This is a genomic window from Bacillus sp. 522_BSPC, from assembly GCF_001076885.1.
Lineage (GTDB): Bacteria > Bacillota > Bacilli > Bacillales > Cytobacillaceae > Niallia > Niallia hominis.
The window spans coordinates 1-26,566 of sequence record NZ_JVDT01000074.1; the positions used below are offsets into that span (position 1 = coordinate 1).

A 26,566-nucleotide genomic window follows, 5' to 3' on the forward strand; every position below is an offset into this window, starting at 1 on the left:
AAATAGGATACATATCAGAGTGGTTACTATAAAGGCGCCTGGACTTCTCAAAAATTGCTTACATTTCCCCCATAATACAGCCTTCATCGAATCCCCCCTTTTTTCCTCAAGATAATGGCACTAATCAAGAACAATGTAACAGAAAATAGAAGGATAGCCTTAATCTGTCCCCATAAATCTGGCAGTGAATAGCCTTGATACACTTTTAAATAAGCAGTAATGGCAGCTCCTCCTGGAGAATATTCTCCTAACGTCTCCATAAACCCACCAATTGCACTTACATTAAAAAAGCTCCCTCCAATAAAGGCGATGATAGGCACTATTAAGGAAGATAAAATCCTTTCCACATTTGGCGAATTGGTAGCAAAGGAAATAGCGGTTGCAAATGTTGCAAATGTTGCTGCCATTACATTTATTGTCAAAGTAACCACTAAATGATTTAGCATACTAGGAAAAACTATACCGTAAATAGTAGCTGTTAAACTAAATAGAATAGTCAGCTGTAAAAAGGACAAAATAAATGCTGCGAAAAATATTCCTAAAAAAAATATAAATTTCGGAACATTTGCGAGAAGTATTCGCTCATACATCAGCTCTTCCTTTTGCTGATATGCGAAACCTGCTACTGTTGTAGAAATATAGAATACAAACATGACACACATTCCCACTCCATAATAAGCAAATGCACTAATATCTTTTTTCTTTTCAAAATTTTTAATTTGTTCATCTGTTTTGATTTTTATTAACGCTGCATATTCGAGTTGAAGCTCTTCGGCAGTTTTTATATATACCCACTCTTTTTGATAACTATCGATAATATCCTGGATAATGGTTACCTGAAGGGATTGCTTCTCCTTTGTCATTAGTGTCCAAGCAGGAATATCTGTTTCTTCCTTTAACAAATTCGCATAAAATTCAGCAGTAAATCCTTCTGGAATAACTAGCACACCATCAAAATCCTTTTCCTTTACCTTTGTCCGGTCACTAAATTCGGTAATGGATAAAATATTCTTTAACTCTGGATTTCCACCGACTTCTTTAATAAATATTTCAATTGGTTGGAGTGATTGAATAAGTGCTATCTTCTCTCTCTTCTCCTGTTCACTTCTATTTGATTGGTTCACTATATCTATTGCTTTTTGCTGCCCTTTGTTTGCTTCATCCTCCACTACAACAGCAAGCTTTGCATGCACTTCCACTTCGCCGTTATTATCCAATGCCCCTAACGCACTTCCAAGTATGGTAATAAGCACAAAAGGCATGAGTAATAAAACAATAAGCTCCCTGGGTCTTCTCCAAATCATCAATAACTCTTTCATTATCATTTGCAAGAGCATTTTATACCCTCCTAATCTCTTAGCTGACGGCCAGTTAGATGCAAGAAAACATCTTCTAATGTCGGCGTCTCAATATTTACAGAGAGTACAGTTGTCTTCTGCTCTTCGGCAATTCGCAAAATATCTTTTAACAAATTTACTTGTCTTGGTACGATTACTGTAATAACAGATTGTTGAATAGAGATGTTTTTAATATTTTCATGTTGACGGAGTGCTTCTGTAAATTCGTGTTTTATCATTTCTACCTTAATATTTATCGCAGTTTCTGCAGAAAGAATGTTTTTAATCTCCTCGTTTGTTCCGGAAGCAATAATCTCCCCATGATCCATAATATAAATCCGATCACATAGAAATTCTACTTCTTCCATATAGTGACTCGTATAAAGCACCGTTATTTGTCTCTCTTGATTTAGTCTTTTAACGGTTTCTAATATATAATTTCTTGATTGTGGGTCAATACCGACAGTTGGTTCATCCATAATGATGATTTCTGGTTCATGTATGAGAGCTACGCCAATGTTTAATCTCCTTTTCATTCCTCCTGAAAAAGTTTTAACTAAGTCCTTTTCTCGTTCTTTTAAACCGATGATATCGAGAACTTCATCCACTCTCTTTTGTAAAATTTTTTTTGGGATCCGGTGCATTTTTCCGAAGAACAGAAGATTTTCCCGTGCAGACAGATCCATATAAACAGCAATTTCCTGTGGAACGACTCCAAGTATTTTTCGTAACTTCTGGGGTGTTTTTAGGATGCTTTCATTATTAAGTCGCACATCTCCATCATCAGGGGAAATTAAAGAGGATATCATGGAAATAGTCGTAGATTTTCCCGCACCATTCGGTCCAAGTAAACCAACTATTTCTCCTTTCTCTAAATATAAATTAACGGAATTCACCACTTGCTTCTGTTTATAAGCTTTAGATAGATTCATTATCTCTAACAACACACATCATCCTTTCTTTATACAGAATAATGAAAAAAAACAGCGATTCCTATACCTAATGGTCATTTCTTTGCAAAAATAAAATGACTCTAGTCATCAAAGCATATTTTCCATAAAAAAGGGTAAAACAAATAGGAAAGAAGCCGTTGGAAAGGAGCTGAAGAATTTGGGCATTTTAGTCCTAGTCATCTTAATTGCTTTAAACGCTTTCTTTGCCGCAGCAGAAATTGCGCTCATTTCCTTGAATGACAATAAAATTAAACATATGGCGGATACAGGTCATAAGAAAGCTAAAATAGTTTATAATCTCCTATCAGAGCCTAGTAAATTTTTAGCTACCATCCAAATCGGGATTACGCTAGCTGGCTTTCTCGCCAGTGCCTTTGCAGCTGACAGTTTCTCTGGCCACTTAACAGATTTACTTTTAACAATGGGAATCCCCCTCTCTCAGGGACTGCTTGATTCTATTTCAGTCATTATTATTACTCTACTGCTATCCTATTTCACCCTTGTCTTTGGTGAATTAGTTCCAAAACGAGTTGCTTTGCGAAAAGCAGAAGGAATTGCTCTGTTCGCTGCAAGCCCATTAACGATACTTTCGAAAATAACAGCTCCTTTTGTCGCTTTTTTAACCTTCTCTACCAACATGGTTGCTCGTTTATTTGGAGTTAGACCAGATGATGAGGACGAAGAAGTAACAGAAGAAGATATAAAAATGATGATTGATGTTGGAAATGAAAAAGGTAATATTGACGAAGATGAACGAATGATGATTCATAATATTTTTGAATTTGATAATAAAAATGTCACTGATATTATGACCCATCGTTCCAATATGGTAGCAATCCCTTCCGATTACACATTAAAGGAGATAATAGCTCTTGTAAATCATGAAATGTATACTCGCTATCCTGTGTATGAAGAAAATATCGACAATATTATCGGCATTCTTCATTCTAAAGATCTTTTAGCCTATATGGGGGAAGAAAATGACGCTTTTAAATTGCATGATATTATTCGCAAGCCCCATTTCGTATTGGAATCGAAGAGAACAGATGAATTATTTATACAGATGCAAAAAAACAACATCCTTTTTGCCATTGTCGTCGATGAATATGGAGGAACGGATGGAATTGTTACAATGGAGGATCTGATTGAGGAAATCGTTGGAAATATTTTTGATGAATACGATGAACCGAAGCCTCCTGAGATAAAAATTATCGGTGAACATACCTATCTGCTCCAAGGAACAATTAGTTTAGATGATGTTCAGGAGTTGTTAAAAATCACCTTGCCGGTAGAAATTTATGATACATTAAGTGGGTTTCTAATAAGCAAGATTGGTTATATTCCAAATGAGCAGGAAAAACTCACTGTTACGTTCAAAAACTTTGAATTTCAGGTAGAAGAGATTGTAGATCGCCGAATTAGTAAAGTGAAAGTAACAAAAATACTAGAAACGGAATCTCCGTTAAAACAATCGTAAAAAAAGCGTGTCTGTAATCACCATAGCATTTGGTTGAATACTGGACACGCCTTTTGTTTGTTTGGCTTTGCATCCACTATTAAATATAATCATTTCTCACTGCATAGATTGCTAATTGGGTTCGATCTCTTAATTCTAACTTGGCTAAAATTTGGGTAATATGATTTTTTATAGTTCCAACAGATAATAATAATTCGCTGGAAATTTCTTTATTGGTTTTTCCTTGTCCAATCTTTTTCACAATATCTATTTCTCGCTTCGTCAAAGGAATGTTGTGGTTGTGGCTAAAAGCCTTCTCCTGAATAGCTTCTTTCTTTAAAAGCTTAGGCATTAATTTAGCGGCAACTTGGTCATGTATCGAGATGCCACCTGATAAACAGCTCTTTATGCTATTTACTAAACTAACGCTATCTGTCGTCTTAAGGAGGAACCCATTTGCTCCTTCTTGAAATGCCTGTATGGCATATTCCTCATCGTTAAATGTAGTCAGAATAAGTATTTTAATATGTGGATATTGCTGGCGAATTCGTTTCGTTGCTTCCATTCCATCCATAATTGGCATGCGGATATCCATAAGGATAATATCTACTATTGTTTTTTCTAATAAAGACAATACTTCTTTCCCATTTTCTGCTTCCGCAACAACGTGGATTTCTTCGTCTTGCTCAATGATCATCTTTAATCCATTTCTGACTATTGCTTGATCCTCCGCAATTAACACATGAATCATTTTTCTCCCCTCCCAACAGGAATATTTCCTTGCAGGATAAATTCTCCATCTAATTGAAGAACCTCTAATTTCCCTTGTCCCTCCTCTATTCTTTTTGTCATGTTGTCTAAGCCAAACCCATAATGAAATGGATGCTTATGAATATATGGATTTCTAATCTCAAAAGTTAGATTTCCAATCGGAGATACACCTAGCGTAATATGTACGGCCTTTGAACTTCCATATTTCATGGCATTTGTTATTCCTTCCTGTATGGAACGATAAAGAACAGCATTTTGCTTATTGCTTAGATTGACTAGTAGTACTCCTTGCTTTGTTGTAAAATGGACGTGAATATTGTTTTCACTTTCCAATTTTTTTATAAGTGCAATAATAGAAGCAATTCCACCAGATTCCCCCACTTGTAATAGTCGAACCGCCTTCCTTGTTTCTTCTAAGCATTCTTCTGTCATATCCTTCAGAATCCTATATTGTTCTTTATTCTCTTTAATCGAATATTGTTCGATTTGCATCATTAATGCTGTTAGCTTATGACCAACGGAATCATGCATTTCTCTAGCAATGAGATTCCGTTCTTCCACTCTTGCCGCATGTTCATTATGATAGGATTGTCTTTTTTGTATACGATAATCGTTTAATAAAGATTCATATGTATCTCTGATTTGTAGATAATCTTTATCTAGCTCGTTTAAACGAATGAGTAAATAGGAGATTAACAGAAAAAGAGTGATCCAAATAAAAGGGACATAGGATGATATAATAATTCCTATTGCACTATTTATCAAAAACAATGAGCAAATTATTATACGAAAAAAATTTGTTGATACGTATCTACCCACTTCCATCGTAAAATAAAGCATTAATAGGAAGAGATAGCCATGTAGCTCAACTTCTGTTACAAGCAGCGTTATATCAAGAAGAATCAAAATGAATAAAAAAGGAATGCTTTTTCTTTTAAAAACAGGTACAAGAAAATAAAATCCAAGAATAATAGCGAAAAGAAATAATAGCATAGCGAAATTCCATGCATCTGTTCTAAAGGCTTGATATAAAGCTCCTATACAAAGGAGTAAAAGTATTCCAATGTTCATGGTAAGTACCTTCATGTATTGCCTCCATTTCTCCCAATACTTTTTAACGCTGAGCAGAATTAATTCTTTTGAAAAAAGGCTTGTAGAAATAATTCTTCTACAAGCCTTCAGACTCTAAAGATTAAATACTATATCCTATTACCAACACGAGAATAAAGGAAATAACCAATAAAATCCACAGTGTTTTCGTATTTTCTCCTTTTTTTGTGCGAATAAGAACCATTTCAAGCATCCCAATCACCCAAATGCCGACTAGCATTTTTATTGTGTGCATGAAATCCATGCCTGTTTTTGCAAGCAAGCCAATTCCCGAACCAATAATCAGAATGTATACGACACGCAATACCATATGGAGGATTTTACTTCCCTTTTCTTTTCCAGCTTTATGTAAACCGAATGATATGGCAAATAGAACTAGTCCAATAATCCATGTCAGTACATGAGCATCTGTAGAACTCATATATCTCCCTCCTTTTCTCCATCATTTTAACACATATCGTAACCTTCCTTCTATTCGCGAAACATCATACGTCCTTTATTACTTTATTAAAAAGGGTGCCGATTCCTTCAACAGCAATTTCAATCGAATCCCCACCCTTTAAAAAACGTGGCGGATTAAAGCCTTTCCCCACTCCAGCAGGTGTTCCAGTTGCAATAATATCACCTGGCTCTAAAGTCATTCCTTTAGACAATACATGAATTACCTCTTCGATTGGAAAGATAAAATGCTTGGTATTCGACTTCTGTCTAATTTCACCATTGACCATTGTCGTAATATTTAATTCATTCGGATTCGGAATGCTGTCCTTTGTCACAATCCATGGACCCATCGGTGCACTTGTATCAAGGCTTTTTCCGATAAAAAATTGTTTATGTTTCTTCTGCAAATCTCTTGCAGTGATATCATTCAATATCGTATAGCCAAATATATAGTCCAATGCCTCCTCCTTCTTAATTCCTTTCCCTCTTTTTCCAATCACAACAGCAAGTTCACCCTCGTAATCAAGTTGTTCCGTTACTTCCCTATGCTCCAGAATGTTATCCGTATGTCCAATAATAGTTGTAGGAGCTTTCGTAAAGACCATTACATGCTCTGGAATATCCTCTTTACTTCCCATTTCAATTGCATGTTCCACATAATTTTTTCCTACACAAAAGATATTTTTTCTTGGTCTAGGAATAGGTGCTAGAAACTTCACTTTTTCCAGTGGGATATAATAACTAGCATGGTCATTTTGTTCTTCTACCCAATGAATTAACTCCTTCACATTGTCCAAAAATCCTTCTTGTTCTATGCATGTAACAAGGTCTTCATCATATGATCGTTTTCCCGTACGTTTCTCTTCTACATCATTTAAGGGCAATATCCCTGCTTCTTCTACTAATCCTATAAATACTTTGTCATCAAATCCAACCGTTGCAATCTTCATTTTTTTCCTCCCATTTTTCAAACATGTAAGAAAATTATAAACTTTCTTTATTAATTTTCCAAATAAAAAAAGATTTGTTCAAATAGAAGCAAAGTGAGCTTATCAACAGATAAAAAGAAATGAAAGGCTCTTTATAGAACTTCCCTTCCTTCTTGCTGTATTTCTTGTCATAGTACAACCATTCATAAGAATAAAGTAGTTAGGAGAAGAATTTATCTGTATAGGTGAATCACCTATTTTGCGGAGTTCCATAGTATGTATAAGAATATTGTATAAAGGATGTTGAATATGCCAGCAATTGTTGGAGTAGCTCAAGTTATTTCAGTGGGAGGTAGCTCTATTTTTAATATTGGGGATGTATACAAAATGATGCCTATCTCTAATGCGAAAACATTTTCTGGATCTGGCTCTTTTAATACAGGTGATGGATTAAGGGTTACTAACTATCGCAGTTCTACTAATACGTATGATAACGATGGACTGGATCAGCCAATCGCAGCAAATGCGTAAGTAGACTAAAGGGTGATGTGTAATGAATTATTTTATCCAACAATCGATAGTCATAAACACCATTAAAATTGGAGGTATTTCCAACTCCTCTGTATTACAAATAGGAAGTGCAGGTATTATTAAACCTGCTTCGTATTTATATAATACAGGCGGATTCACAGAATCAGCTCCTGAACTAAAACCAGATGAACCTGGTCCTAACGTAGCAGATGAGGAAACACTTTTCTCGCCTGCAGTTCCCTTGCAGTCTCCTCGAAAATAGGTATTAAGGAAAAAAGGGGGGATAGAAATGTCTTATGATTTTTACCAATATAGTGAAAAAATGAGCCATTATTTACAGCTGCTTGAAAAAAGAATAAAGGATTTAGAAAAACAAGTAGCCACCCTGACCAATGAGATTACAACAATAAAAGAAAAACCAAGTGTTCATATTGAACGAATTGACTACAGTTTTGATCAATTAAAAGTGGAGACACTGGAAGGTACACTAAATATTGGACTCAATCCAGAAGATTTAAGCAATATTGAAGAGCTAGCTATTAATCCGAATTCACCCATTAATCAACCACATGCTCCTTTCTATCCACCCATTGATCCAAAGCAAATGATGAATCGGTCCATGGATATTGAAGAAGAAATGAATCAATATATTCAATTAGAACTGCCAGACATCATTCGAAAGAAGCAAATAGAACTAAATATGCCGGAAGAGGAATCATATATCTCTTTTATACAAGAGGATATTATCAAGCAAATGCCAACCAGAATCCAATATTATTTACAGCAAGGTTCTAATCGTAAACAAAAGGAAGGCAAATTAACCAATGAAGATATTATCCAAGCCTTAAAGGAAGAAATGGAAAATGGAGTCCATTTATTTTTAAGCCATATACCAGATAACATGAAAGGAAGTGGAAAAGAATGAATTTTCAAGTATATAACCGAGAGCTTCAAGTTGGAAATATAAATATCATCGGTGTTGCGAGCTCCTCTATTTGCTTGGTAGGAGATGCACAATCCATTCAATTGGCCTCTACATTCGATACACCCGCTGAATCACTAATAATAGGTCCATTTGTTCCACTGCATCCGAAAATTTAATCATGCTACAGCGAACATCTGTTGTCGATTTAATCAATGTTAGGACAGTATCCTTTTCTTCGATTGTAGAGATTGGTGACGCTATTTACCATCAAGCCGTTTCACGAGCTATAGCTGTTCAAAGGCAGAAGGAGCTCTTTTATGGAAAGGAAGGGGCTTATGAAGACTATGCTGTCTTTAAAGAACCAATTCCATTAACCCCTATAATAGAAAACGTAGAATGCCATTTTGAAAATATGAAACCCATTATTAAAGTTCATCATATAGATATTACAGGAATATCTTCCTGCTCTTTATTGCAAATTGGCAATTGTCGACATATGTATGCAGAAGCACGGATTAAGCATATTCGTCAAATCGAGCAAACTATTGCGTCAGAGGTTGGAAATAATTTAATCCAATTAAATGAACCTAGCCAATTAGGTGTTCCAACCTCCCAAAGTCCTGTTACTGTTACTGGTACAGATAATACTGGGTCGCCATTTTCAGATGTGGAGCAAGAACAATAAAGGGATGGCTCAATAAGAAGGGCTTCCTCCCTTAATAAGAATAAGCTATGTAACAAGGAGGTAAAAAAATGCCTGCAATCGTAGGTCCAGTACAAATTGTTAACGTAGGGGAAGGAATTGTCCAATTTGGGGATTCATTGTTTATTTCTCCTAAAGGAAATTCTAAAGCAACCTTAGGCTCAGGTACCTCCAATACTGGAGCTTTTATCATTACAAACAATGGTGTGAATGCAAGTAACTATGTGGACACTAGTTTACTAGATCAACCAGTTGTTGCCAATAACTAACATAATATTCAACCCGTTCTATAGATAGTTATTTTTATCTTGCAAGGAGGATAGAATCATGCCTGCTATAATAGGTCCGATTCAAATTGTCAATACAGGAGCAGGAATTGTTCAGTTTGGAGATTCTCTATTTATCTCTCCTAAAGACAATTCAAAATCAACAATAGGTTCAGGCACTGGGAATAGAGGTGCATTTGTTATTACCAATAATGCGGTTAATTCCAGTAACTATACAGATAGTAGTGGCGTTGATCAGTCAATAACCGATAATAACTAAACGAAAAAAGGCATCTCGCAGAAGTTTTTGCGGGATGCCTTTTATTCTGCACTATTTAAATTAGAATGTTTTTATAACTCCAACACTTGTCCACCATCAAAGAAAAACAAATATTTCTCTTCTATGTTTCGCTTTAAGATTTTTTCTAATGCTTCTGTATATAGCTCCATTTGTATTTTATACCGTGATTCCAGTATCGGCTTAGCCTCTTCATACCCTCCTTTATACCGGGCAGTTATCGTGTCTGTTTTATAATCAAGCAACACCGTGCCTAACTCATCTTCAAAGAATACATCAATAATTCCCTGTACAAGAACTGGCTCTTCTTCTCCCGACCAGTCTGCATATACTCGACTTGCTGGATAGGCAATATTAAACGGAATTTCGCGTACAAGCTTTGGTGCTTGCTGCATTCTTTTTCCTAGAGAGGACTGGAAAAAAGATAGGATAGAGGAAATATCAATTACTTCCACTTGCTCACTTGTTAATAATTCTTTTCTAACCATCTCTTCTAATAATTGCTTCAGACTAGCTTCTGTAACCTCCGCTTTTACATCAACATGCTGCATAACCATATGCATTGCGGTTCCGATTTCTGCTGGACTTAATTTTTTTTCCTGCATAAACCTTGGTCGATTCCACACGGTTTGCTTCCACGCCTTTACAAGCTCTGTTCCACTTTGAGCATCTCGCAGTTCCCCTTGGCGTTTTAATTCAGAAACAGACTGCTTGGAGCGATGTGACGTACTTTCTTCTGAAGAATACGACCATGCAAATGTTTCTTTTATTGCTTCCTTGTAAACAGAAGAACTTTCTATTTTTTTCCCCTCTACTATTTTATTTAACCATTCCTCATCCTTTATCTCTTCCTCAACGGATCGGGTTAAAAGCTCTTCTTTTTGCAATACTTTCACTTCCCAATTGGATGGATGGGAAGAAATTTCGTCTTTTTCACTCCAGCTTTCTAAATGAATCCATGTATTGTCCCGATGTCTGACTAACGCCGGTCCAATCCAATCTAAATAAGACTTAGCTTGTGCACGATCAAATTCATTTAAAAGCCAATTCGAATGTCCTGCAATCTGTGACCATTTCTGTTTTGCCTTTTCTATATCTTTTACAGCACCTATTAAAATCAGCTTTTCCTTTGCTCGAGTTAAAGCAACATATAATACGCGCATTTCTTCTGCAAGGAGCTCCATTTTTTTCTTTTTGGAAAACGCAATTTGAGGAAGAGATGGGTAGGATATACGCTTTTTCGCATCAATATATTTCGTAGCAAAGCCTAAATCCTTATCAAGTAAAAAGTTTTTTCTTAAATCCATCGTATTGAAATTGCGTCCCATACCTGCCATAAACACAAAAGGGAATTCCAAGCCTTTACTGCTATGAATGGTCATAATTCGAATAACATCTTCTTGTTCCGTTAAGGCTCTTGCAGCACCTAAATCATTTCCTCGATCTCTCATTCTCTCCACGAAGCGAAGGAAGCGGAACAACCCACGAAACGATGTCTCTTCATATTGACGAGCTCTATCATAAAGTGCACGCAAATTAGCCTGACGCTGATTTCCTGCTGGTAAGCCCCCAACAAAATCATAAAAATACGTTTCACGATACAGCTTCCAAATCAGCTCCGATAAAGCTCCTCTTCTTGCCTCCGAACGCCACTCAGCCAATTTATCAAAAAACGGTCTGATTTTTTCATATAGTTCTTCTTCTTTCATCCTGTTCATATGGATATACACCTGAATAGCTTCATAAAAAGCTCCTTGCTTTTTCGCAATTCGCAATTTACTTAACTCCTCTTCTGATAACCCAACAATCGGGGAGCGAAGAACCGATGCAAGAGGAATATCTTGGTATGGATTATCAATAACCTTTAGTAAAGACATCATGATATCCACTTCTGTTGATTCAAAATAACCGGTTGTTAAATTAGCATATGTCGGTATATTATACTGCTTTAATTCTTCCATAATTTGCGGAGCCCATGTCATGGACCGTAATAAAATGACCATATCCTTATAACGAATTGGTCGGTATGCTTTTAGTTTTGCATCATATACCTCTTGGTTTGTTTCCAACAATTCTTTAACCTTTTCAGCAATAACTCTTGCCTCCAATTGTGATTGCTCTAGTTCTGCTGCATCTATACCTGTTGTCTCTCCATCTATTTCACTATCTTCACTAGAATCAGCACTTTGATTTACTAATGCAACTTCAATCGGATAAGAATTTTCTTCTGGATAACTCGCACCTAGCTTTAATTCAGCACTTTCATCGTATTCAATTTCGCCTACCTTTACTCCCATAATTTGCTTAAAGAGAAAGTTCGTTCCTTCTAATACTTCTTTTCTACTTCGAAAGTTTTTTGCTAAATCAATTTTAAAGCCAGCGTCCTCCCGCTCTTGAAAGCGAAGATATTTGGCTAAAAATAAGTTTGGTTCCGCTAATCGAAACCGATAGATACTTTGTTTTACGTCCCCGACCATAAAAAGATTTCCTTCCGATTCTCTATCCTTTGTCACTAGTTTTAGAATAGATTCCTGAACTAAATTCACGTCCTGGTATTCATCTATAAGGACTTCTTTAAATTGAGCTCGATAAAATAATGCAGCTTCTGATGGAATTAGTTCATTTTCTTCTGGACGACTTAAAATGGATAGACAATAATGCTCTAAATCAGCAAAGTCGACTAATCCTTTATCCATTTTTATTTGCTGAAATCTTTCTCCAAAGGCTTCCACTAGATAAACAAGTGTCTCCACGTGTGGCTTCATCTCCGCCATATCCTTTAAAAAGCTTTGCGGCTTTCTTGTAAAAAGATCACCTTGCATTTCTTGCAATATTTTTTTGGCACGCTCTCTAATTCTTTGCCCCTCTTCTACTAGTGAAGGATCATAGTCGTCTCCTTTACAAGGCTTTGCTCGTGAAAATTTCAATTTCTGCATTGCCTCATATAAAGTTTCCCAAGATTGAGCCTTTGCTTTTTCAAGAATGGAAACCAATTCCAAATCCTCTAGAAAATTGCTTGCACGTGGTGCTGGCCCTCCCGGAAGCTTCGTCAATTCATAGCCATATTCAAGTAGCTTCCTTACTCCTTCTAATTGCAGTTCCACATCATCGATTAAATGCTTCACAAATGGTAATTCCATGATATCTGCATCTTCTCCGATAGCATACATCTTGATTAAAGACTGTAAATAAGCAGAAGGAAATGGATTAGAACGAGAAAAATCATATATTTCTTGAATCATTCGCTGCAAAGCATCATCACTGCGATCATTTGTAAAGGCATCAACTAAATCAAAAAATGCTACATTATTTTCCTTCCCATATTCCTCTTCAAATAGATCTTCTAAACATTCATCTCTTAATAATTGTCCTTCTGTTTCATCTGCAATTCTAAATCCTGGATCTAAATCAATAACATAATAATATTTTCGAATGACTTCTAAACAGAAAGAATGAATTGTCGAGATATGAGCTTTATTTAAAAGCGCCAATTGTCTTTTTAAATGCTGAGATGTTGGATTCGCATTAATTTCCTTTTCTAATACTTCTCCAATCCGGTGCTTCATTTCAGCTGCAGACGCATTCGTAAACGTAACAACAAGCAATTCATCGACATTTATCGGCTGATCGGATACAATTTTCCGAATCATCCTTTCTACTAAAACAGCTGTTTTTCCAGATCCTGCTGCAGCAGCAACTAAAATGTCCTGCCCACTAGACATAATCGCCTTCCATTGATCATCTGTCCAGGTTACATCTGCTGGCTTGTCCGGTATGCTAATCTCTTTCATTCCTGTTAGCCTCCTCTCGGATTAATTGCAGCACTTCATCCTTTGAATAGGCTGGCAATTGTCTATATTGGTTTGTTTCTAATGCTTCATCAAATTGGCAAACAGATTTAAACGAACAGAAAGTACAAGGCTTTTTCTCATTTAAGCGATACGGTTCAATGCCTACTTCCCCACTAATAATTTTGTTTCCTGAATCCCTATATTTATGGCGAACAAACTTTTGCATTTCACTAAAGTCTTCTTTTGTTGCGACTTTAGAAGCTTTTGTTAGAGTTCCATCTGTCTTAAAACCTGCTGGCACAATTGGAGAACTCCCTTTTTCTAACGTTTCATCCATTAGCTGAATAACTCGCTCTTCTCCAAGCATTAGCCCATTCATTTTAAATTTCTTCAATAATTCTTCTTCGATTTCATCTAATGTTAATATTTTCTTACTAGAAATCATCGGATTGTGTACATGAAAATATAATACTCCTGCTGGGCTCGCTTCCTTATCTACTAATATTGTACTGTTTGTAATAATTAAATCTAAATAAGTAAGCATCTGTAAAGATAGTCCATAATATACTTCATTCATATTTAATTCTTGGCTACTTGATTTATAGTCGATGACTCTTAAATATACTTCTTCTCCAACAACCGCTTTATCGACACGATCGATTCTTCCAATCAAATCCATATTTGAACCGTTTTTTAACGGAAAAGAAATGGATGGAAGCTTTCCTTTTGGACCAAATTCTAGTTCTAAATCAATTGGTGAGAAGCCACTATGCTTAGCATGTTCGCTTAAAATAAGGGAAGCCCTACTGATGATTTGCTCTAACTTTCTTTTTATATAATGATGTCTATTTGTGCTAAGCAATATTTCATTTTGCAATTTAGGTGCGAGCATATCTACGGCATCCTTTGCAAGCCGCTCACATTGCTCTCTCGTTAAACTAGACCACATTAACTCCTTATTCATCACTGTTTCTGCTATATATTTCAAGGCAGCATGAAATAAATCACCGATTGCCGGTGCCTCTAAGCGATATACTTGTCGTTCTCGGAGCTTTAATCCATGTGTCGCAAAATGTGAAAATGGACAAGCATGAAATAATTCCATCCTAGAGACACTTGCCGAAATAGTATCTCCATATAATTCACTGCTTGTTTGTTCTGATAATTTTTCTGTTTGATTTTGATACGTTAAACTAGAGAACACCTTTTTGGCAGGTTCTCTCCAATTTGTATTCTCTATATATTCATTGTAAACATCCCACCAGAAATCATAGATAGGATATTCTCTTTTCTTTAAATAAAGCTGTCCTGTTAAATAAGATAAGGTCGTTTGAAAATGGACCACATAATCCAGCTGCCCTTCTTCTGACAGCTCTTTTGGATCTGACATAAAGAAGAGAGTAGTGGCATTAGGAAATAAATCTCTCATTCTTTTGATATAAGTAGATGCCAAAATAGATTTCCCTTCATCATTTGCTAACGGATAGGTTAAGTAAAGACAATCAGATGGCGTAGTAAATGCTTTGTATGCAAGAAATTCTTCATCTAACAGTCTCGTTTTACTTGTAGGAGCTAGCTTCATTCCTTTTTGTTGCAAAGCTTCTCTATCCGTGTCTGCAAGTATTCCTTCATCCTGAAATCTCGATGGAAAAACACCTTCGTTTAGACCGATAACAAACGCTACTTTTATATCATTTAACCGAGACTGTTCTATATCGGCGATTAAAACCTGATCCAGGGCTGGAGGAACGAGGGAGAATTTCAATGTATCTAAACCGGCATTCACAACTGTTGCAAATTGCTTCGTTGAAAATTCCTCTTCTCCTAGTATTTCTACAAATTGATCAAGCATTTCCACTATGCTATTCCATGCTTGATCATGTTCTCCAGCTTTTACTAGCTCTCCTTTTTCCTCTAACTCATTCTTCCAGTATTCCATTTTCAGCGGTACTTCAAGTTCTTCTAAAAATAGATATAAAGCTTCACATTTAGCGCGTCCTGTTTTCCCTCTTTTCAAACGGTTTTGAAGGCGAATTAACGGCGCAGTTAAAGACAAACGCAGTTCATTTAATTCTTGCTCGAATTCTTTTTCTGCATCTGTCTGAACTCCTTGCTCCCATTCTAATCCTTGGATTCTTCTATATTTCCAACGCTCTTTGGAAGTCCACTTATTTCCTTTTATTCCATAAGCAAGACAATAATTTTCAAGTCTATCTACCTTTTCTCGAATATTATTTTTGCGTTCATGGAGTGGGAAAAGTAACTCCGTTTTTATAGAACGAAATACAGGCTCATAACGCCAATTTGTTTCAAAAATTTCTAAAGAAGAACGAATCAGTTCTACTAAAGGATGATCATGCATTCTGCTTTTCTGATCAATAAATATTGGAATATGATAGTCTCTAAAAACCGTTTCAATAATATTTTGATACGTAGCCAAATTACGAGAAAGTAAACTTATCTCCCGATAACGGTAGTGCTTATCTCTAACAAGCTTGACAATTTCCCGCGCAATCCCTTCTATTTCTGCGCGTGGATTAATGCTTTCCGCAAATTTGATTGTTGTTTCTTCTGTATAAGCTTGAACTGGTCTGCTGTCAAAATGAGTTTCTATATGCATTAACGACGGATGGCTATCTTTTTTATATTCCGTAAACTCTACAATATCAACTTCAACTCCTACTTGCTTGGCCATCGAGTGAATGGTTTGAAAGGATTCTGTCGACATTCGAAATAAGCTTAAGTCATCATGTTGTGAAAATGAAGGATCTAATGTATTGGTAATTGTTACCCTTTCACAAAGGTGCATTAACTGTTGAATAATCAAATATTCTTGAGGAGTAAAGCTATAAAAACCATCGATATAAATTTCCGCACTTTTCAAATAGGAGGATTCACTCATCTTTTCCGCAAGTAAACGAAAATAATCCTCTCCATCGATGTATTTACCGATCAATCTTTGTTCAAATTGCTCATATATTAGTTCAAGATCACTGATTTTATCCATTAATGCCTTTGCTGATTCCTGGTTGTCCTCTATTTGTTCTTTTGTTGTTAGCAGTTCTTCAGGAGTAACCGTGTATCTCCTAAATTCAGTGACTAGTTGTTCAACCTGCTCTATAAATCCATTTTTATCGGCTACCTTTTTAAAAAGAGTTAGCTTATTTTTATTTTCTTCAATAATCTTGCGTATGAGCATATTAACACCAATACTATTTATATGGTAGCGACTAATTCCACCAGTCTCTTGCAATATTCTCCAAGCAAGACGAGTAAAACTATACACTTGTGCCCGAAACATTCCTTGAACCTCAGATCCGGATAGTAATCGCTGATCGGATAAAAAGGTCATCTGATCTGGGACAATATAAATTACAGGATTGCCTTCCGGATTTGCGGCAAGCTTTGCTTGGATCTCTTCTATACAAAACGTTGTTTTTCCAGTACCAGATCGACCTGCTAATAAGCGAACAGTCATCCAATCCCTCCCCTTTTTTTCTCTATCACCATAATACTTTATATGTATATAACATCATATCATAGAAACACATGTTTCCATAGAAAAGCGACACTGGATAATTTTTCTCATCCTCAACTTAAACGATACTACTCGAATAGTCGTGAAGAAATGAGAAATAGGGAAAAGCTTTATTACTCCTCGTGTGCTGATATCTCCTGACTTTATACCAATCAAAACAACATAAAGAAAAAAGAACTCAAACTTGAGTTCTCCTTTATCCATCCTTCTAAAAGGTAAATTGAATTTCATTAAATGGCCAATAACGCAAGCTAACTTTTCCAACTACTTGATCAATGGAAATGAATCCGAAATGGCGACTATCCCAACTTCCTAATCGATTATCCCCTAATACAAATAATTTCCCTTTTGGAACAGTAGCCTCCCCGGTTAGTTCTTTTAACGTAAAATTCCCCGTTAGCCTTCCGGATGAAACTTGTTTACGATAATCATTTAGAAATGGCTCCTCATACTTTTTCCCATTTATAAATAGATGGTCATCTCTATATTCTACTCTATCTCCAGGGATGCCAATTACTCGTTTCACATAATCATCATTTTCATTTGCATGAAAAACAATAATATCAAAGTGATCAAAATCAGTCATTTTATAACCAACTTTATTAACAACTAATTTGTTTCCGTCCTGTAATGTAGGCATCATCGATTCACCTTCCACTACATAATTGGAGAAGAAAAAAGCACGAATTATAACAAAGATGATAATCCCGATTGCAAATGCCTTTAACCATTCTATGCTTTCTTTCTTTATAGCTTCTTTCAACCTCTATCTCCTCCAAATAAATTTTGCAGACCATCTTTTCTAATGGCTTCTCTCTTTCTCTTCCATTCCCGGATTATTCATTTTTATCTCGATTCGTTTCCCAATAGCCCAAAGAATAAAGATAGCTATCCCAACAGGTATTGTACGTAATGGCTGCGCAATCATTGATTTCAAGTCATAGCCAATAAAGCTAATCGTACTAATCATGACTAGTTTACCTGCTATAACGGCAAGCACATATTGGCTCGTACTAATTCTCGATAAACCAGCCACTATATTTACAAGTGCAGAAGGTGTAAACGGAAAACATAGCATTAAGAACAACGGACCAAATCCATGTCGCTCAATCCAGATTATTGGTTTCTGCACCTTTTTATGTTTTCTTAAAAAGCTCAGCAGTCTTTTTTTCCCATACTTTCGGATTATCGAGAATACTAGCAATGCACCTAAGATTGTTCCAGCCCATGAATATAAAAATCCTAGCCAAAATCCAAAAGCATTTACATTAGCCATAATAAAAACAAAAAGCGGCAAAAAAGGGATAAACGCCTCAATCATTGGCAATAAGACCCCTGGCAACGGTCCGAACGAGCGATAACTGTCAATTAAGTCCATTATATTTTCAAGCGTAAACCATTCTTTAATTAAGTTCATATCCATGAGCAAAACCCCTTGTATAACAACTTACGCATCTTTTTGTATTTGTATTCTTTTAACTCTGGCGTTTTTGATGAATCCACTTAAAACACAAGTGGACTTCATACCATTTCCCTTCTATTAGAACCTTTTGTTGCTATAGCATTTATTAGCAAACAATCTACTTAACTATTCTAGTTTAATTCTTTATTCTTTCTAAAATATAAAGAATATGTTAAAGATAATTCAATTTATTGTGCCAAAAATTCTTTTATTGCTGTTTTATTCGCTTCTAAATCGACAGATAAGACAGCAGCTCCATTTACTCGCATATCTTGGAAACTTCCATCTACTGGAACTCTTAGCGACTCTACCTCATGATTTTTTGAAGTCAATAATTCCTTCCCAATAAACAGCATATCCCCTGTTTCCATACTCGTATTAATGTAAGGCATTATTACCCCTGCTAGTTTTGGCAGCTTAGCAAATGTCTGTACAGCAGAAACTTGATCAGCAAGTGCTTGCAATGTTTTTTGTTGTCTTGCCACCCTTCCGAAATCAGATTCTGCATCATGTCGGAAACGCACATAGCCTAGTAACTGCTTGCCATTTAAATGTTGCAATCCTGGCTCCAACGTTACGCCTATATTTTCAGACATTTGTTTCTCTACATTGATTTCCACACCATCTGGAAATACTTCATCAACTACAGCTTCAAATCCTTCAAAATTAATAATCGCATAATATTGCAATTCTATATCAAAATTTTGTTTGATTGTTTGCCTTAAAAGCTCAGGACCTCCGAGAGTATAGGCAGTATTAATCCTCCCTTGACTATATCCAGGTATATCCACATACATATCTCTCATGAGTGATATTAGTTTATATGTACCATTATCAGGATGATATTGGGCTACCATTATGGTATCTGTTCTGGATTGATTTTCCCCTTTACGCTGGTCACTTCCAAGCAAAAGGATATTCGTTCCACCATTACTATCCTTTTCCCCATTAAATTCGTATTTAACCTCGTCTACTCCAATCTTCCCTAACGACTGTTTTTCTCCTTGCTTAAATTGAATAATACTGTATATACCTACCAAAAATATAAATAGAATTAGGAATAGAAAGAAAACCCTCCCTTTACGTAATTTCCTTCTTTTCTTTCCTTTTCTATATTCCGCTCTCCCCATTTCATTAATCCTTTCCATATTAAAGTTCTTTTTATTTTTTTATGACTCTTTATTACTATCAAGTGTAACCTTTGTACAAAAATATAGACCTTCTTCTCCTTGTAAATCCTGTTTGCTATTGAACTCTTTCATTTCTTAATGGATAGCTTTCTTTTTACTATCATAACAAAAAAAGTTCTTTTCTACATTTTTTTCTTGCTTAAAATTACATTACAGGATAGAATTATACTTTTTCTATTTATATACACTTACTTATACTTCGGTATTTTATAAGTTAATCTTAAAAATGGAAGACCCATTTTGCTTCAGATTATATAGGCAAAAATAATAATTTTGCGCATAAAAAAAGGCGCCAGATGGCACCCTTTTATTTAATCGTTATACATATTTCAAAAACCAATTGTTAATATAGTTTAGTCTTTCTATTCTAAGTGTAGGTTTTCCACTTCTTGAAAGTTCATGATTTGATTCTGGGAAACGGACAAATTTCGTTTCTTTTTTTTGCACCTTTAAGGCAATAAATAATTGCTCTGCCTGTTCAATTGGACAACGAAAATCTTTTTCTCCATGCAATATAAGCAATGGTGTTTGCATATTATTTACATAAGCTAATGGAGAATGCTTCCACAGTGTTTCAATATCATTTAAGTCTGCTTTTATTTGCCAATCAGTAAAGTAGTATCCTATATCACTAACTCCATAAAAACTTATCCAATTGGAAATAGAGCGCTGTGTGACTGCTGCCTTGAAACGATCCGTATGACCTATAATCCAGTTTGTCATGAAGCCACCATAGCTCCCTCCTGTAACCCCTAAACGAGAAGCATCGATAAAATCAAATGTCTCTAGACAATAATCCACCGCATCCATAATGTCTTCATAATCCTTCCCGCCATAATCTCCACGTACAGCATCTACAAATTGCTGCCCATAGCCATGACTTCCTCTCGGATTAATAAACAATACCGCAAACCCATTAGAAGTTAGTGTTTGGAATTCATGGAAATAGGAATTAGCATACATTGCATGTGGTCCCCCATGAATTTCTACTACCATTGGATATTTTTCGCCCGCTTTAAAGTCTTGTGGCTTCATTAACCACCCATGCAGCTCCCAGCCATCTCGAGAATGAAATTGTAATGGCTCAGCTTCAGAAAATGTATGTGTTTCCGCAAACTCTTTATTTACATCTGTAATTTGCTGAACCTCGCCTGTCTCTAAATTTAGGGTGTATAAATCTCCTGGATGTGTAGGTGTACTAATAGCTACAATCGCTCTTTTTAAACTTCCGCCAGTTGATAACCCATACACATGATGATTATCGATAAGAGACGGATAGATTGCACCTGAAATATTTCCAAAATAGACAATGGTATTTCCATGGTCAGTTCCTAAAAAAGTAAAGCTTTCATTATCCTCTCCCCATAGTATGCCAGGTGTTACAGATCCCTGTTGAAAATCTCCGATTGCATAATCGCCAACATTTACATCCCATTCCGGTGTTAAGCATTGTAGATAATCAGATTCTAAATCATATACCCATATTTTTGACAGAGTCGCATTCTCGTATTCTCTGCCACTTCCTATCAATCCTAGTCTTTTGCTATCAGGTGTCCAAGTTGCTTTTCCATAAGAGCCATTACTTTCTGTAACCTTCTTCCAGTTCCGTTCTTTTCTATTATATAGATAAATATCTGCAATAAAGCTAAAATCCTTTTCATCGCTTTCATCTGCACTAATTGCTATGTACTGTCCATCAGGGGACCAGCTTTGCACATAATAATTATTTTCTCCTGATGTAATCTGCTCTAGATCGCCACTTTCTATATTTATGATAGCAATATGATCATAGCTTCCATCCCAAAAGCCCTTGCCGTCCGATTTGTACTTCATATTAGTTACTTCTAGTGAAGTAACCTTTTCCTCTTTCTTCTCCGTTATATTTTCTTTGTCTTCAACTGTTTCTCCCATTTTTAAATTACATTGAAAAGCTATTTCCTTGCTATCCGGGGACCAAACTGGATTACTTACTCCATTGGCTAAAAAGGTTAGTTGCTTTGCTTCTCCACCTTGCTTATTTAATAAAAACAATTGATTTTTCCCAGATCGATTCGAAATAAAGACAACTTGTTCTCCATTCGGTGACCATCTTGGTGAATAGTTTCGATCTTTCCCAAATGTCCATTGAGTTGTATCTAATGTATCTAGACGCTTATAAAAAATATTGGAATAATACTTATCGGTCTCTTTACAAATGGAAGTGAGTACATATAAACATTCCTGTCCTTTTTCATTAACCTGAGGATCAACGACAGATTTTAATTCATACAAAGCTTCTGCATTTATTCTATTGCTTTCTTTCAATTTCATCTTCCTTCCCTTATTTAAAGTAACTATATATTTCGACAACTGAAATAATTTCCCCTCCTTCTCTCTCTCTTTTCTTCTAAAAAATTTTTTCAGGAATTACAGCATTAATATCCACCTTCCTAAATTTACATGTAACATGCTTTTTAGAGACTGTGAAAAATATCATTATCAACTTGAAAATTACAGCCAAACAAGGTATTATCGAATAAGAACAAATGTTCTATAACATATAAGAAGGGGTCAATGATTATGACACGAATTCCTGAAATAGAAAGGGACATTATGGAAAAAGCTATTTATCTTCCTATGCTTTTAACTATACTTAATCGGGATCTGCAGGTCATCAAAAAAAGTAATTTTAAGCTAAAACAACCTTATATAGACCTTATAGAAAATACAATGAATGCAGTACAAACGGAGTTAAAAAAAACGAAGAATTATATGTATAAGCATGCTTTGAAGATTCAAGAAGTAAATCGTGATGAAGCATTTACCATGTTTTTGTTTATTTACAACGGTTATGAGGAATATCATAATTACTTTAACCCACGTCTTCGGAATAAAGTTCAAGAACTATTAGAGTATTATTTATACAAAAGGTTTACTATTAGTTAACAAAAGTAAATAAAAAAAGCTCCTTTTCAATTGCTATCCGATTTACTCCACTTCTTTTTATATTTCATTTGGTTTTCTGCCAGCTCTATCTGTTTATCCATTCCACTTTTATACGTGAGTTTGGGATTCATACTAGCTTCATAATTATAATGTTGCAAAGTTTTATATGAATTCGTCCTCATTATTTGATTTCTCAGAGAATAGATGGAAATCCCTATTTCAATCTTTTGTGAGTTTTGGAAGGTGATTCTTACTTTGGACGCTTCTATTTTTTTAATGTCAAGAATATGATGAAGTGAAATCCATGCACAGTTTTGATTTCTAGGAGAATGAGTAGGAAAAAAATAAACAGAATTATATGGATCAATTACGATTGGAACCTTATGGTAATAGGTCATTAACCGACGAGTTCCCTCTCTCCTTCCTTCATAGGAGCTCCCCAGATAACTACAGGTATTTTTAACAATCATTAGCGGGCTATGTTTGCATAAAAAAACGTTATTTTGTTCGTATATCTTTGAATAGATAACACCATTAGCCAACTTATAAGGGAGCACTGCTCGCGTATGATAATTAATAGCATAATTATCAACTATTACATATTTTTCTTCCATCAATAAATCACTCCTTTTATTTAGTAAACTAACCTAATAATAGCACTTTTTACCTAATTAACCTAAATACTTCCTAAATTTTCAGAACATAGACATACTTTATAATCAAATTTCTAAATTATTAAAAAATAGATTGATAATTATCAAATTTTCCCATATAATATTAAAAAGGCATCAGGAGGGAAAGACAATGAATGATAAGTCCTACACTGAGTTTACAAAGTTAAGTGGCAAGAAAAAGAACACAGAAACTTATGTAAAAGACCTCTACATTGAAATGCTGCTTTCTGAAATTCAATTAAATAATGAAAAAGCAAGTTTGATGTCCTTGATTGATAAAGCCATTGATGAACGAAATAAAGAAAAATTTAACGAACTAAGTATTAAATTCAACTTATTATGTAAGCGCTTCGGTACTTGATAATAAAGAGTTCTAAATAATTTAAGGATGCCCCAAAGAGCTAATCCAGCTAGCTGAATTAAGCCCTTTGAGACATCCTTTATCTTTTGCTCATGATAGTTATCTATGTTTTTAAATTTAGTCAAGTATAAAAACTAAGTCGTTTTTACATCTATGTTTAAAATAATAAACACGAGCATTTATGCAAAATGATTACATAATACTTCGTGTTTATCGTTATTTGAAATAAAGGTAGCTTTATTCAAGAGCTAAATTAGAGATTATTCGTCTTTAAAGATTAGTAGTATCCCACATGGAAACGATCATTCTTGCTGTTGATTTTGCAAACGGATACTTTCCTCTTCTAGCTTACTGATTCTTTCTAGCATTGTCGGATGACTATAACGGAATATTTTTACTAATAAAGGTGGGTTTACTTCACTCAATCCCGTTTTTGCTAACTTTTGAAAAGTAACAATACCTGCTTCTGGATCTTCTGTAAATTGGACTGCATAGTCATCAGCCCTTTTTTCTTCATATCTTGAAATTAAATTAGTTACTGGATTTACAGCAAACAGCAACATGGAAATTAATAAAAGTACTAGAGGAAAAGAATGGATATCCTCTACTCTCGATATTTTAAGTGCATCTCCCCATCTATTCACAATCCAGTGCATTAATTTATAAACAAAATATAAACCAAACAAGGAAAAGAATAAAGAAATGCCTATCCCAATATAAATATGTTTTTCTACATAATGAGCCATTTCATGTGCCATAACAAATAAAATTTCGTCATTCTCTAATTCCTTTAAACTCGTATCCCATAGGACAATTCTTGCATTGCTTCCTATTCCAGTAACATATGCATTTAATGCACTAGTTTTATCAGACATATTCACTTCGAAAACATGGTTAGCTGGTATATTCGAAGCACTCGCTAACTTCAATATTTCAGCCTCTAATGCCTTATCCTTTAAAGGGGTGAAATCATTATAGAGCGGATCAATAACAACCGGTTGGATAAACGTGAGAAATAATGTAAACGGAATAGATAAAAACCATGCATAAAGCCACCATCTCTTTTGACTTTTTTTCATAAGCCAATATAAAACGATGACAAGGAGATACAAAATAACATAATTCACCCAAAAATCAATCATTTCGTCCTTCATCCAGGATGGAAAGCTTTGTGTAGAGATATGATAAGTCTTTGATAAGGAATAACTGATATACCCAAGAGGAAAGGTCAAAACAAATGCTGTTATATTCAGCCAAAATAAATAAATAGCTGTTTGTAGCGGCTTATATTTAGCAGAAGACTCTCCCCATTTTTTAAATGCTTTCGAAAAACCAAATAATAAAATGAATAAGTATAGAAGCCATTCAAATGGTGTTGATATAAAAAACAAGAAATTTCTTACCCGTGAATATTCCTCACTTAATACTAATTCTCTGCTATTTAGAAAAGTACTTGGATCAGCTCTAGACCCCTGAAATTCAAATGGCAAAGTTGGACTAGTGTATTGAAATAAATACCAATAAAAAAACAAGCCGTATAACACATAGGCAACCACTGCATAAAAACCAATTTTTCTAGTCATAATCTCCCTCCTGCCTAGTACAACCTATTATTAATAAGTAGTCCAAAAAAGAATTTTTAGAACTAAAAGGAGTATTTTTTGCTATTTATTTTGTTTATCTTATTAGTCATTGGAATCGACATCTGTTTAACACTGTTTTATCAGTTAAACATAAAAAATTGTCCGCGCCATTCCACTAAAGAAATATTATTCACTGAAAGAACGTAAAAAAGCATCCTAAACAATAGGATAACCACTATCATTTTAGATGCTAAAATATGCTCTGAAGTTATTAATAAATCAATTGCAGAAAATCTTCTTTTGTTACATTCCCAAAATAATGCTTAATAGAAATGTCTTCTAATGCCTTTTCTAACTCTGCGCGGTCATAGCGGATACCAATAAGGCGTTTCTCGATATCCTCTACATCGCCAACACCAAAGAAGTCACCATAAATTTTACAGTTTTTCACAATTCCTTTAACCACATCGAATCTTACATCAATTTGCCCAACTGGGAAACGATGAGAATGCTGCAGATTGAATTTAGGTGATTTTCCATAATTCCAATCCCAATTTTGGTATCTTTCTTTTGATAATTGATGAATTTTCTCCCAATCTTCTTCTGTTAATACATACTCTTGGATATTCTCTTCCCCGTCAAAAAGATAAACTAATAAAAGACGACGAAACTCTTCCACCGATATTTTTTCTGGTAGAAATTCAGTAATGTTCGCTACTCTACTTCTTACAGATTTAATCCCTTTTGACTCAATTTTGTCTTTTTTCACTTTTAATGCTGACACAACATGATCCATTTCAGAATCAAATAACAAGGTACCATGGGTAAACATTCTTCCTCTTGTAGAGAATTGGGCATTACCAGAAATTTTTCTACCTTCTGCAAGAAGATCATTGCGACCACTTAATTCAGCATTTACTCCCATGCTTTTAAGCGCTTGGACAACAGGCTCTGTGAATTTTCTAAAATTATGAAAGCTATCCCCGTCATCCTTTGTAATAAAGCTATAATTTAAATTGCCTAAATCATGATAAACAGCACCGCCACCAGACAATCTTCTGACAACATGTATGCCTTTTGATTCTACATAATCGGTATTAATTTCTTCTATCGTATTTTGGTTTTTCCCAATAATGATGGAAGGTTCATTTATATAAAATAAAAGAAAAGTTTCATTTATGTCTAGATTTTTCAAAGCATATTCTTCTATTGCAAGATTAATACGCGGATCTGTAATCCCTTTATTATCTATAAATAACATAAAAAGACACCCCTTAAAATTTTGTAGAATTATATCCTATTTTCCCGAATTTAATTACCCT

General features: G+C 35.0%; 25 protein-coding genes. 10 read left to right on the forward strand and 15 right to left on the reverse strand.

Going from position 1 to position 26,566, the window contains the following annotated elements; all coding sequences use genetic code 11:
* Window positions 1-83: 83 nt before the first annotated feature.
* Both ADJ83_RS05140 and ADJ83_RS05145 read right to left on the reverse strand, forming a co-directional pair.
* On the reverse strand, window positions 84-1,337 hold the full coding sequence (locus ADJ83_RS05140; RefSeq protein ID WP_031536624.1) for an ABC transporter permease: 1,254 nt from the start codon (window positions 1,335-1,337) through the stop codon (window positions 84-86).
* 11 nt (window positions 1,338-1,348) lie between these two features.
* Complete coding sequence (locus ADJ83_RS05145) at window positions 1,349-2,281, reverse strand: ABC transporter ATP-binding protein (protein WP_031536625.1); 933 nt, start codon at window positions 2,279-2,281, stop codon at window positions 1,349-1,351.
* A 166-nt stretch (window positions 2,282-2,447) separates the two neighbouring features.
* Here ADJ83_RS05145 and ADJ83_RS05150 point away from each other — a divergent pair, with 166 nt between their 5' ends.
* On the forward strand, window positions 2,448-3,767 hold the full coding sequence (locus ADJ83_RS05150) for a hemolysin family protein (protein WP_081836586.1): 1,320 nt from the start codon (window positions 2,448-2,450) through the stop codon (window positions 3,765-3,767).
* Window positions 3,768-3,846: 79 nt separating this feature from the next.
* Here the strand turns inward: ADJ83_RS05150 and ADJ83_RS05155 are convergent, their stop codons facing one another.
* From ADJ83_RS05155 to ADJ83_RS05170, 4 genes are all read right to left on the reverse strand, one after another.
* Window positions 3,847-4,497, reverse strand: coding sequence for a response regulator transcription factor (locus ADJ83_RS05155; RefSeq protein WP_031536627.1), 651 nt, complete (start codon window positions 4,495-4,497; stop codon window positions 3,847-3,849).
* Window positions 4,494-5,603 (reverse strand): sensor histidine kinase, encoded by a 1,110-nt coding sequence (locus tag ADJ83_RS05160; RefSeq protein WP_031536628.1) that lies wholly within the window; start codon window positions 5,601-5,603, stop codon window positions 4,494-4,496. The genes ADJ83_RS05155 and ADJ83_RS05160 overlap by 4 nt, the downstream gene beginning before the upstream one ends.
* A 106-nt stretch (window positions 5,604-5,709) precedes the next feature.
* Window positions 5,710-6,048 (reverse strand): YisL family protein, encoded by a 339-nt coding sequence (locus ADJ83_RS05165; RefSeq protein WP_031536629.1) that lies wholly within the window; start codon window positions 6,046-6,048, stop codon window positions 5,710-5,712.
* A 64-nt stretch (window positions 6,049-6,112) separates the two neighbouring features.
* Window positions 6,113-7,018: a fumarylacetoacetate hydrolase family protein gene (locus tag ADJ83_RS05170; protein ID WP_031536630.1), complete on the reverse strand. Its 906-nt coding sequence runs from the start codon at window positions 7,016-7,018 to the stop codon at window positions 6,113-6,115.
* Window positions 7,019-7,306: 288 nt separating this feature from the next.
* Here ADJ83_RS05170 and ADJ83_RS05175 point away from each other — a divergent pair, with 288 nt between their 5' ends.
* The 7 genes from ADJ83_RS05175 to ADJ83_RS05205 all read left to right on the forward strand — a co-directional run bounded on the left by ADJ83_RS05175 (window position 7,307) and on the right by ADJ83_RS05205 (window position 9,702).
* On the forward strand, window positions 7,307-7,528 hold the full coding sequence (locus ADJ83_RS05175) for a spore germination protein (RefSeq protein ID WP_031536631.1): 222 nt from the start codon (window positions 7,307-7,309) through the stop codon (window positions 7,526-7,528).
* A 22-nt stretch (window positions 7,529-7,550) separates the two neighbouring features.
* Window positions 7,551-7,790 (forward strand): spore germination protein GerPB, encoded by a 240-nt coding sequence (locus ADJ83_RS05180; protein WP_031536632.1) that lies wholly within the window; start codon window positions 7,551-7,553, stop codon window positions 7,788-7,790.
* A gap of 27 nt (window positions 7,791-7,817) precedes the next feature.
* Window positions 7,818-8,453, forward strand: coding sequence for a spore germination protein GerPC (gene gerPC / locus ADJ83_RS05185; RefSeq protein ID WP_031536633.1), 636 nt, complete (start codon window positions 7,818-7,820; stop codon window positions 8,451-8,453).
* Window positions 8,450-8,629, forward strand: coding sequence for a hypothetical protein (locus tag ADJ83_RS05190; RefSeq protein WP_031536634.1), 180 nt, complete (start codon window positions 8,450-8,452; stop codon window positions 8,627-8,629). Before gerPC ends, ADJ83_RS05190 begins: the two co-directional genes overlap by 4 nt.
* Window positions 8,630-8,631: 2 nt before the next feature.
* A complete protein-coding gene (locus ADJ83_RS05195; protein ID WP_065429055.1) occupies window positions 8,632-9,138 on the forward strand; it encodes a spore germination protein GerPE in 507 nt (168 codons plus the stop codon).
* 68 nt (window positions 9,139-9,206) lie between these two features.
* Window positions 9,207-9,425 carry a spore germination protein gene (locus ADJ83_RS05200; RefSeq protein WP_031536636.1) on the forward strand — a complete coding sequence of 73 codons (219 nt, stop codon included), beginning with the start codon at window positions 9,207-9,209 and terminating at the stop codon, window positions 9,423-9,425.
* A 58-nt stretch (window positions 9,426-9,483) separates the two neighbouring features.
* The gene (locus ADJ83_RS05205; RefSeq protein WP_031536637.1) at window positions 9,484-9,702 is read left to right on the forward strand and encodes a spore germination protein; all 219 of its coding nucleotides are present in this window, start codon (window positions 9,484-9,486) and stop codon (window positions 9,700-9,702) included.
* A 71-nt stretch (window positions 9,703-9,773) separates the two neighbouring features.
* On the opposite strand, the gene addA is transcribed toward ADJ83_RS05205, so the two are convergent.
* The 6 genes from addA to ADJ83_RS05235 form a co-directional block, all read right to left on the reverse strand.
* Entirely contained in the window at window positions 9,774-13,511 is a 3,738-nt protein-coding gene (addA, locus tag ADJ83_RS05210; RefSeq protein WP_031536638.1) for a helicase-exonuclease AddAB subunit AddA, read from the reverse strand.
* Complete coding sequence (gene addB, locus ADJ83_RS05215) at window positions 13,498-16,989, reverse strand: helicase-exonuclease AddAB subunit AddB (RefSeq protein ID WP_031536639.1); 3,492 nt, start codon at window positions 16,987-16,989, stop codon at window positions 13,498-13,500. The genes addA and addB overlap by 14 nt, the downstream gene beginning before the upstream one ends.
* A 268-nt stretch (window positions 16,990-17,257) precedes the next feature.
* Window positions 17,258-17,812, reverse strand: coding sequence for a signal peptidase I (gene lepB, locus ADJ83_RS05220; protein WP_031536640.1), 555 nt, complete (start codon window positions 17,810-17,812; stop codon window positions 17,258-17,260).
* Window positions 17,813-17,851: 39 nt separating this feature from the next.
* A complete protein-coding gene (locus ADJ83_RS05225; RefSeq protein ID WP_031536641.1) occupies window positions 17,852-18,472 on the reverse strand; it encodes a TVP38/TMEM64 family protein in 621 nt (206 codons plus the stop codon).
* A 227-nt stretch (window positions 18,473-18,699) separates the two neighbouring features.
* On the reverse strand, window positions 18,700-19,641 hold the full coding sequence (locus ADJ83_RS05230; RefSeq protein ID WP_031536642.1) for an LCP family protein: 942 nt from the start codon (window positions 19,639-19,641) through the stop codon (window positions 18,700-18,702).
* 378 nt (window positions 19,642-20,019) lie between these two features.
* Window positions 20,020-22,011: a S9 family peptidase gene (locus ADJ83_RS05235; protein ID WP_031536643.1), complete on the reverse strand. Its 1,992-nt coding sequence runs from the start codon at window positions 22,009-22,011 to the stop codon at window positions 20,020-20,022.
* 249 nt (window positions 22,012-22,260) lie between these two features.
* Here ADJ83_RS05235 and ADJ83_RS05240 point away from each other — a divergent pair, with 249 nt between their 5' ends.
* On the forward strand, window positions 22,261-22,626 hold the full coding sequence (locus ADJ83_RS05240) for a hypothetical protein (protein WP_031536644.1): 366 nt from the start codon (window positions 22,261-22,263) through the stop codon (window positions 22,624-22,626).
* 26 nt (window positions 22,627-22,652) lie between these two features.
* On the opposite strand, the gene ADJ83_RS05245 is transcribed toward ADJ83_RS05240, so the two are convergent.
* Window positions 22,653-23,240, reverse strand: coding sequence for a competence protein ComK (locus ADJ83_RS05245; RefSeq protein ID WP_048717148.1), 588 nt, complete (start codon window positions 23,238-23,240; stop codon window positions 22,653-22,655).
* Between the two features lie 190 nt (window positions 23,241-23,430).
* Here ADJ83_RS05245 and ADJ83_RS05250 point away from each other — a divergent pair, with 190 nt between their 5' ends.
* Window positions 23,431-23,661, forward strand: coding sequence for an IDEAL domain-containing protein (locus ADJ83_RS05250; protein WP_031536646.1), 231 nt, complete (start codon window positions 23,431-23,433; stop codon window positions 23,659-23,661).
* A 302-nt stretch (window positions 23,662-23,963) separates the two neighbouring features.
* On the opposite strand, the gene ADJ83_RS05255 is transcribed toward ADJ83_RS05250, so the two are convergent.
* Window positions 23,964-25,244: a M48 family metallopeptidase gene (locus ADJ83_RS05255; protein WP_031536647.1), complete on the reverse strand. Its 1,281-nt coding sequence runs from the start codon at window positions 25,242-25,244 to the stop codon at window positions 23,964-23,966.
* A 271-nt stretch (window positions 25,245-25,515) separates the two neighbouring features.
* Complete coding sequence (locus ADJ83_RS05260; protein ID WP_031536648.1) at window positions 25,516-26,505, reverse strand: lipoate--protein ligase; 990 nt, start codon at window positions 26,503-26,505, stop codon at window positions 25,516-25,518.
* Between the last annotated feature and the right edge of the window lie 61 nt (window positions 26,506-26,566).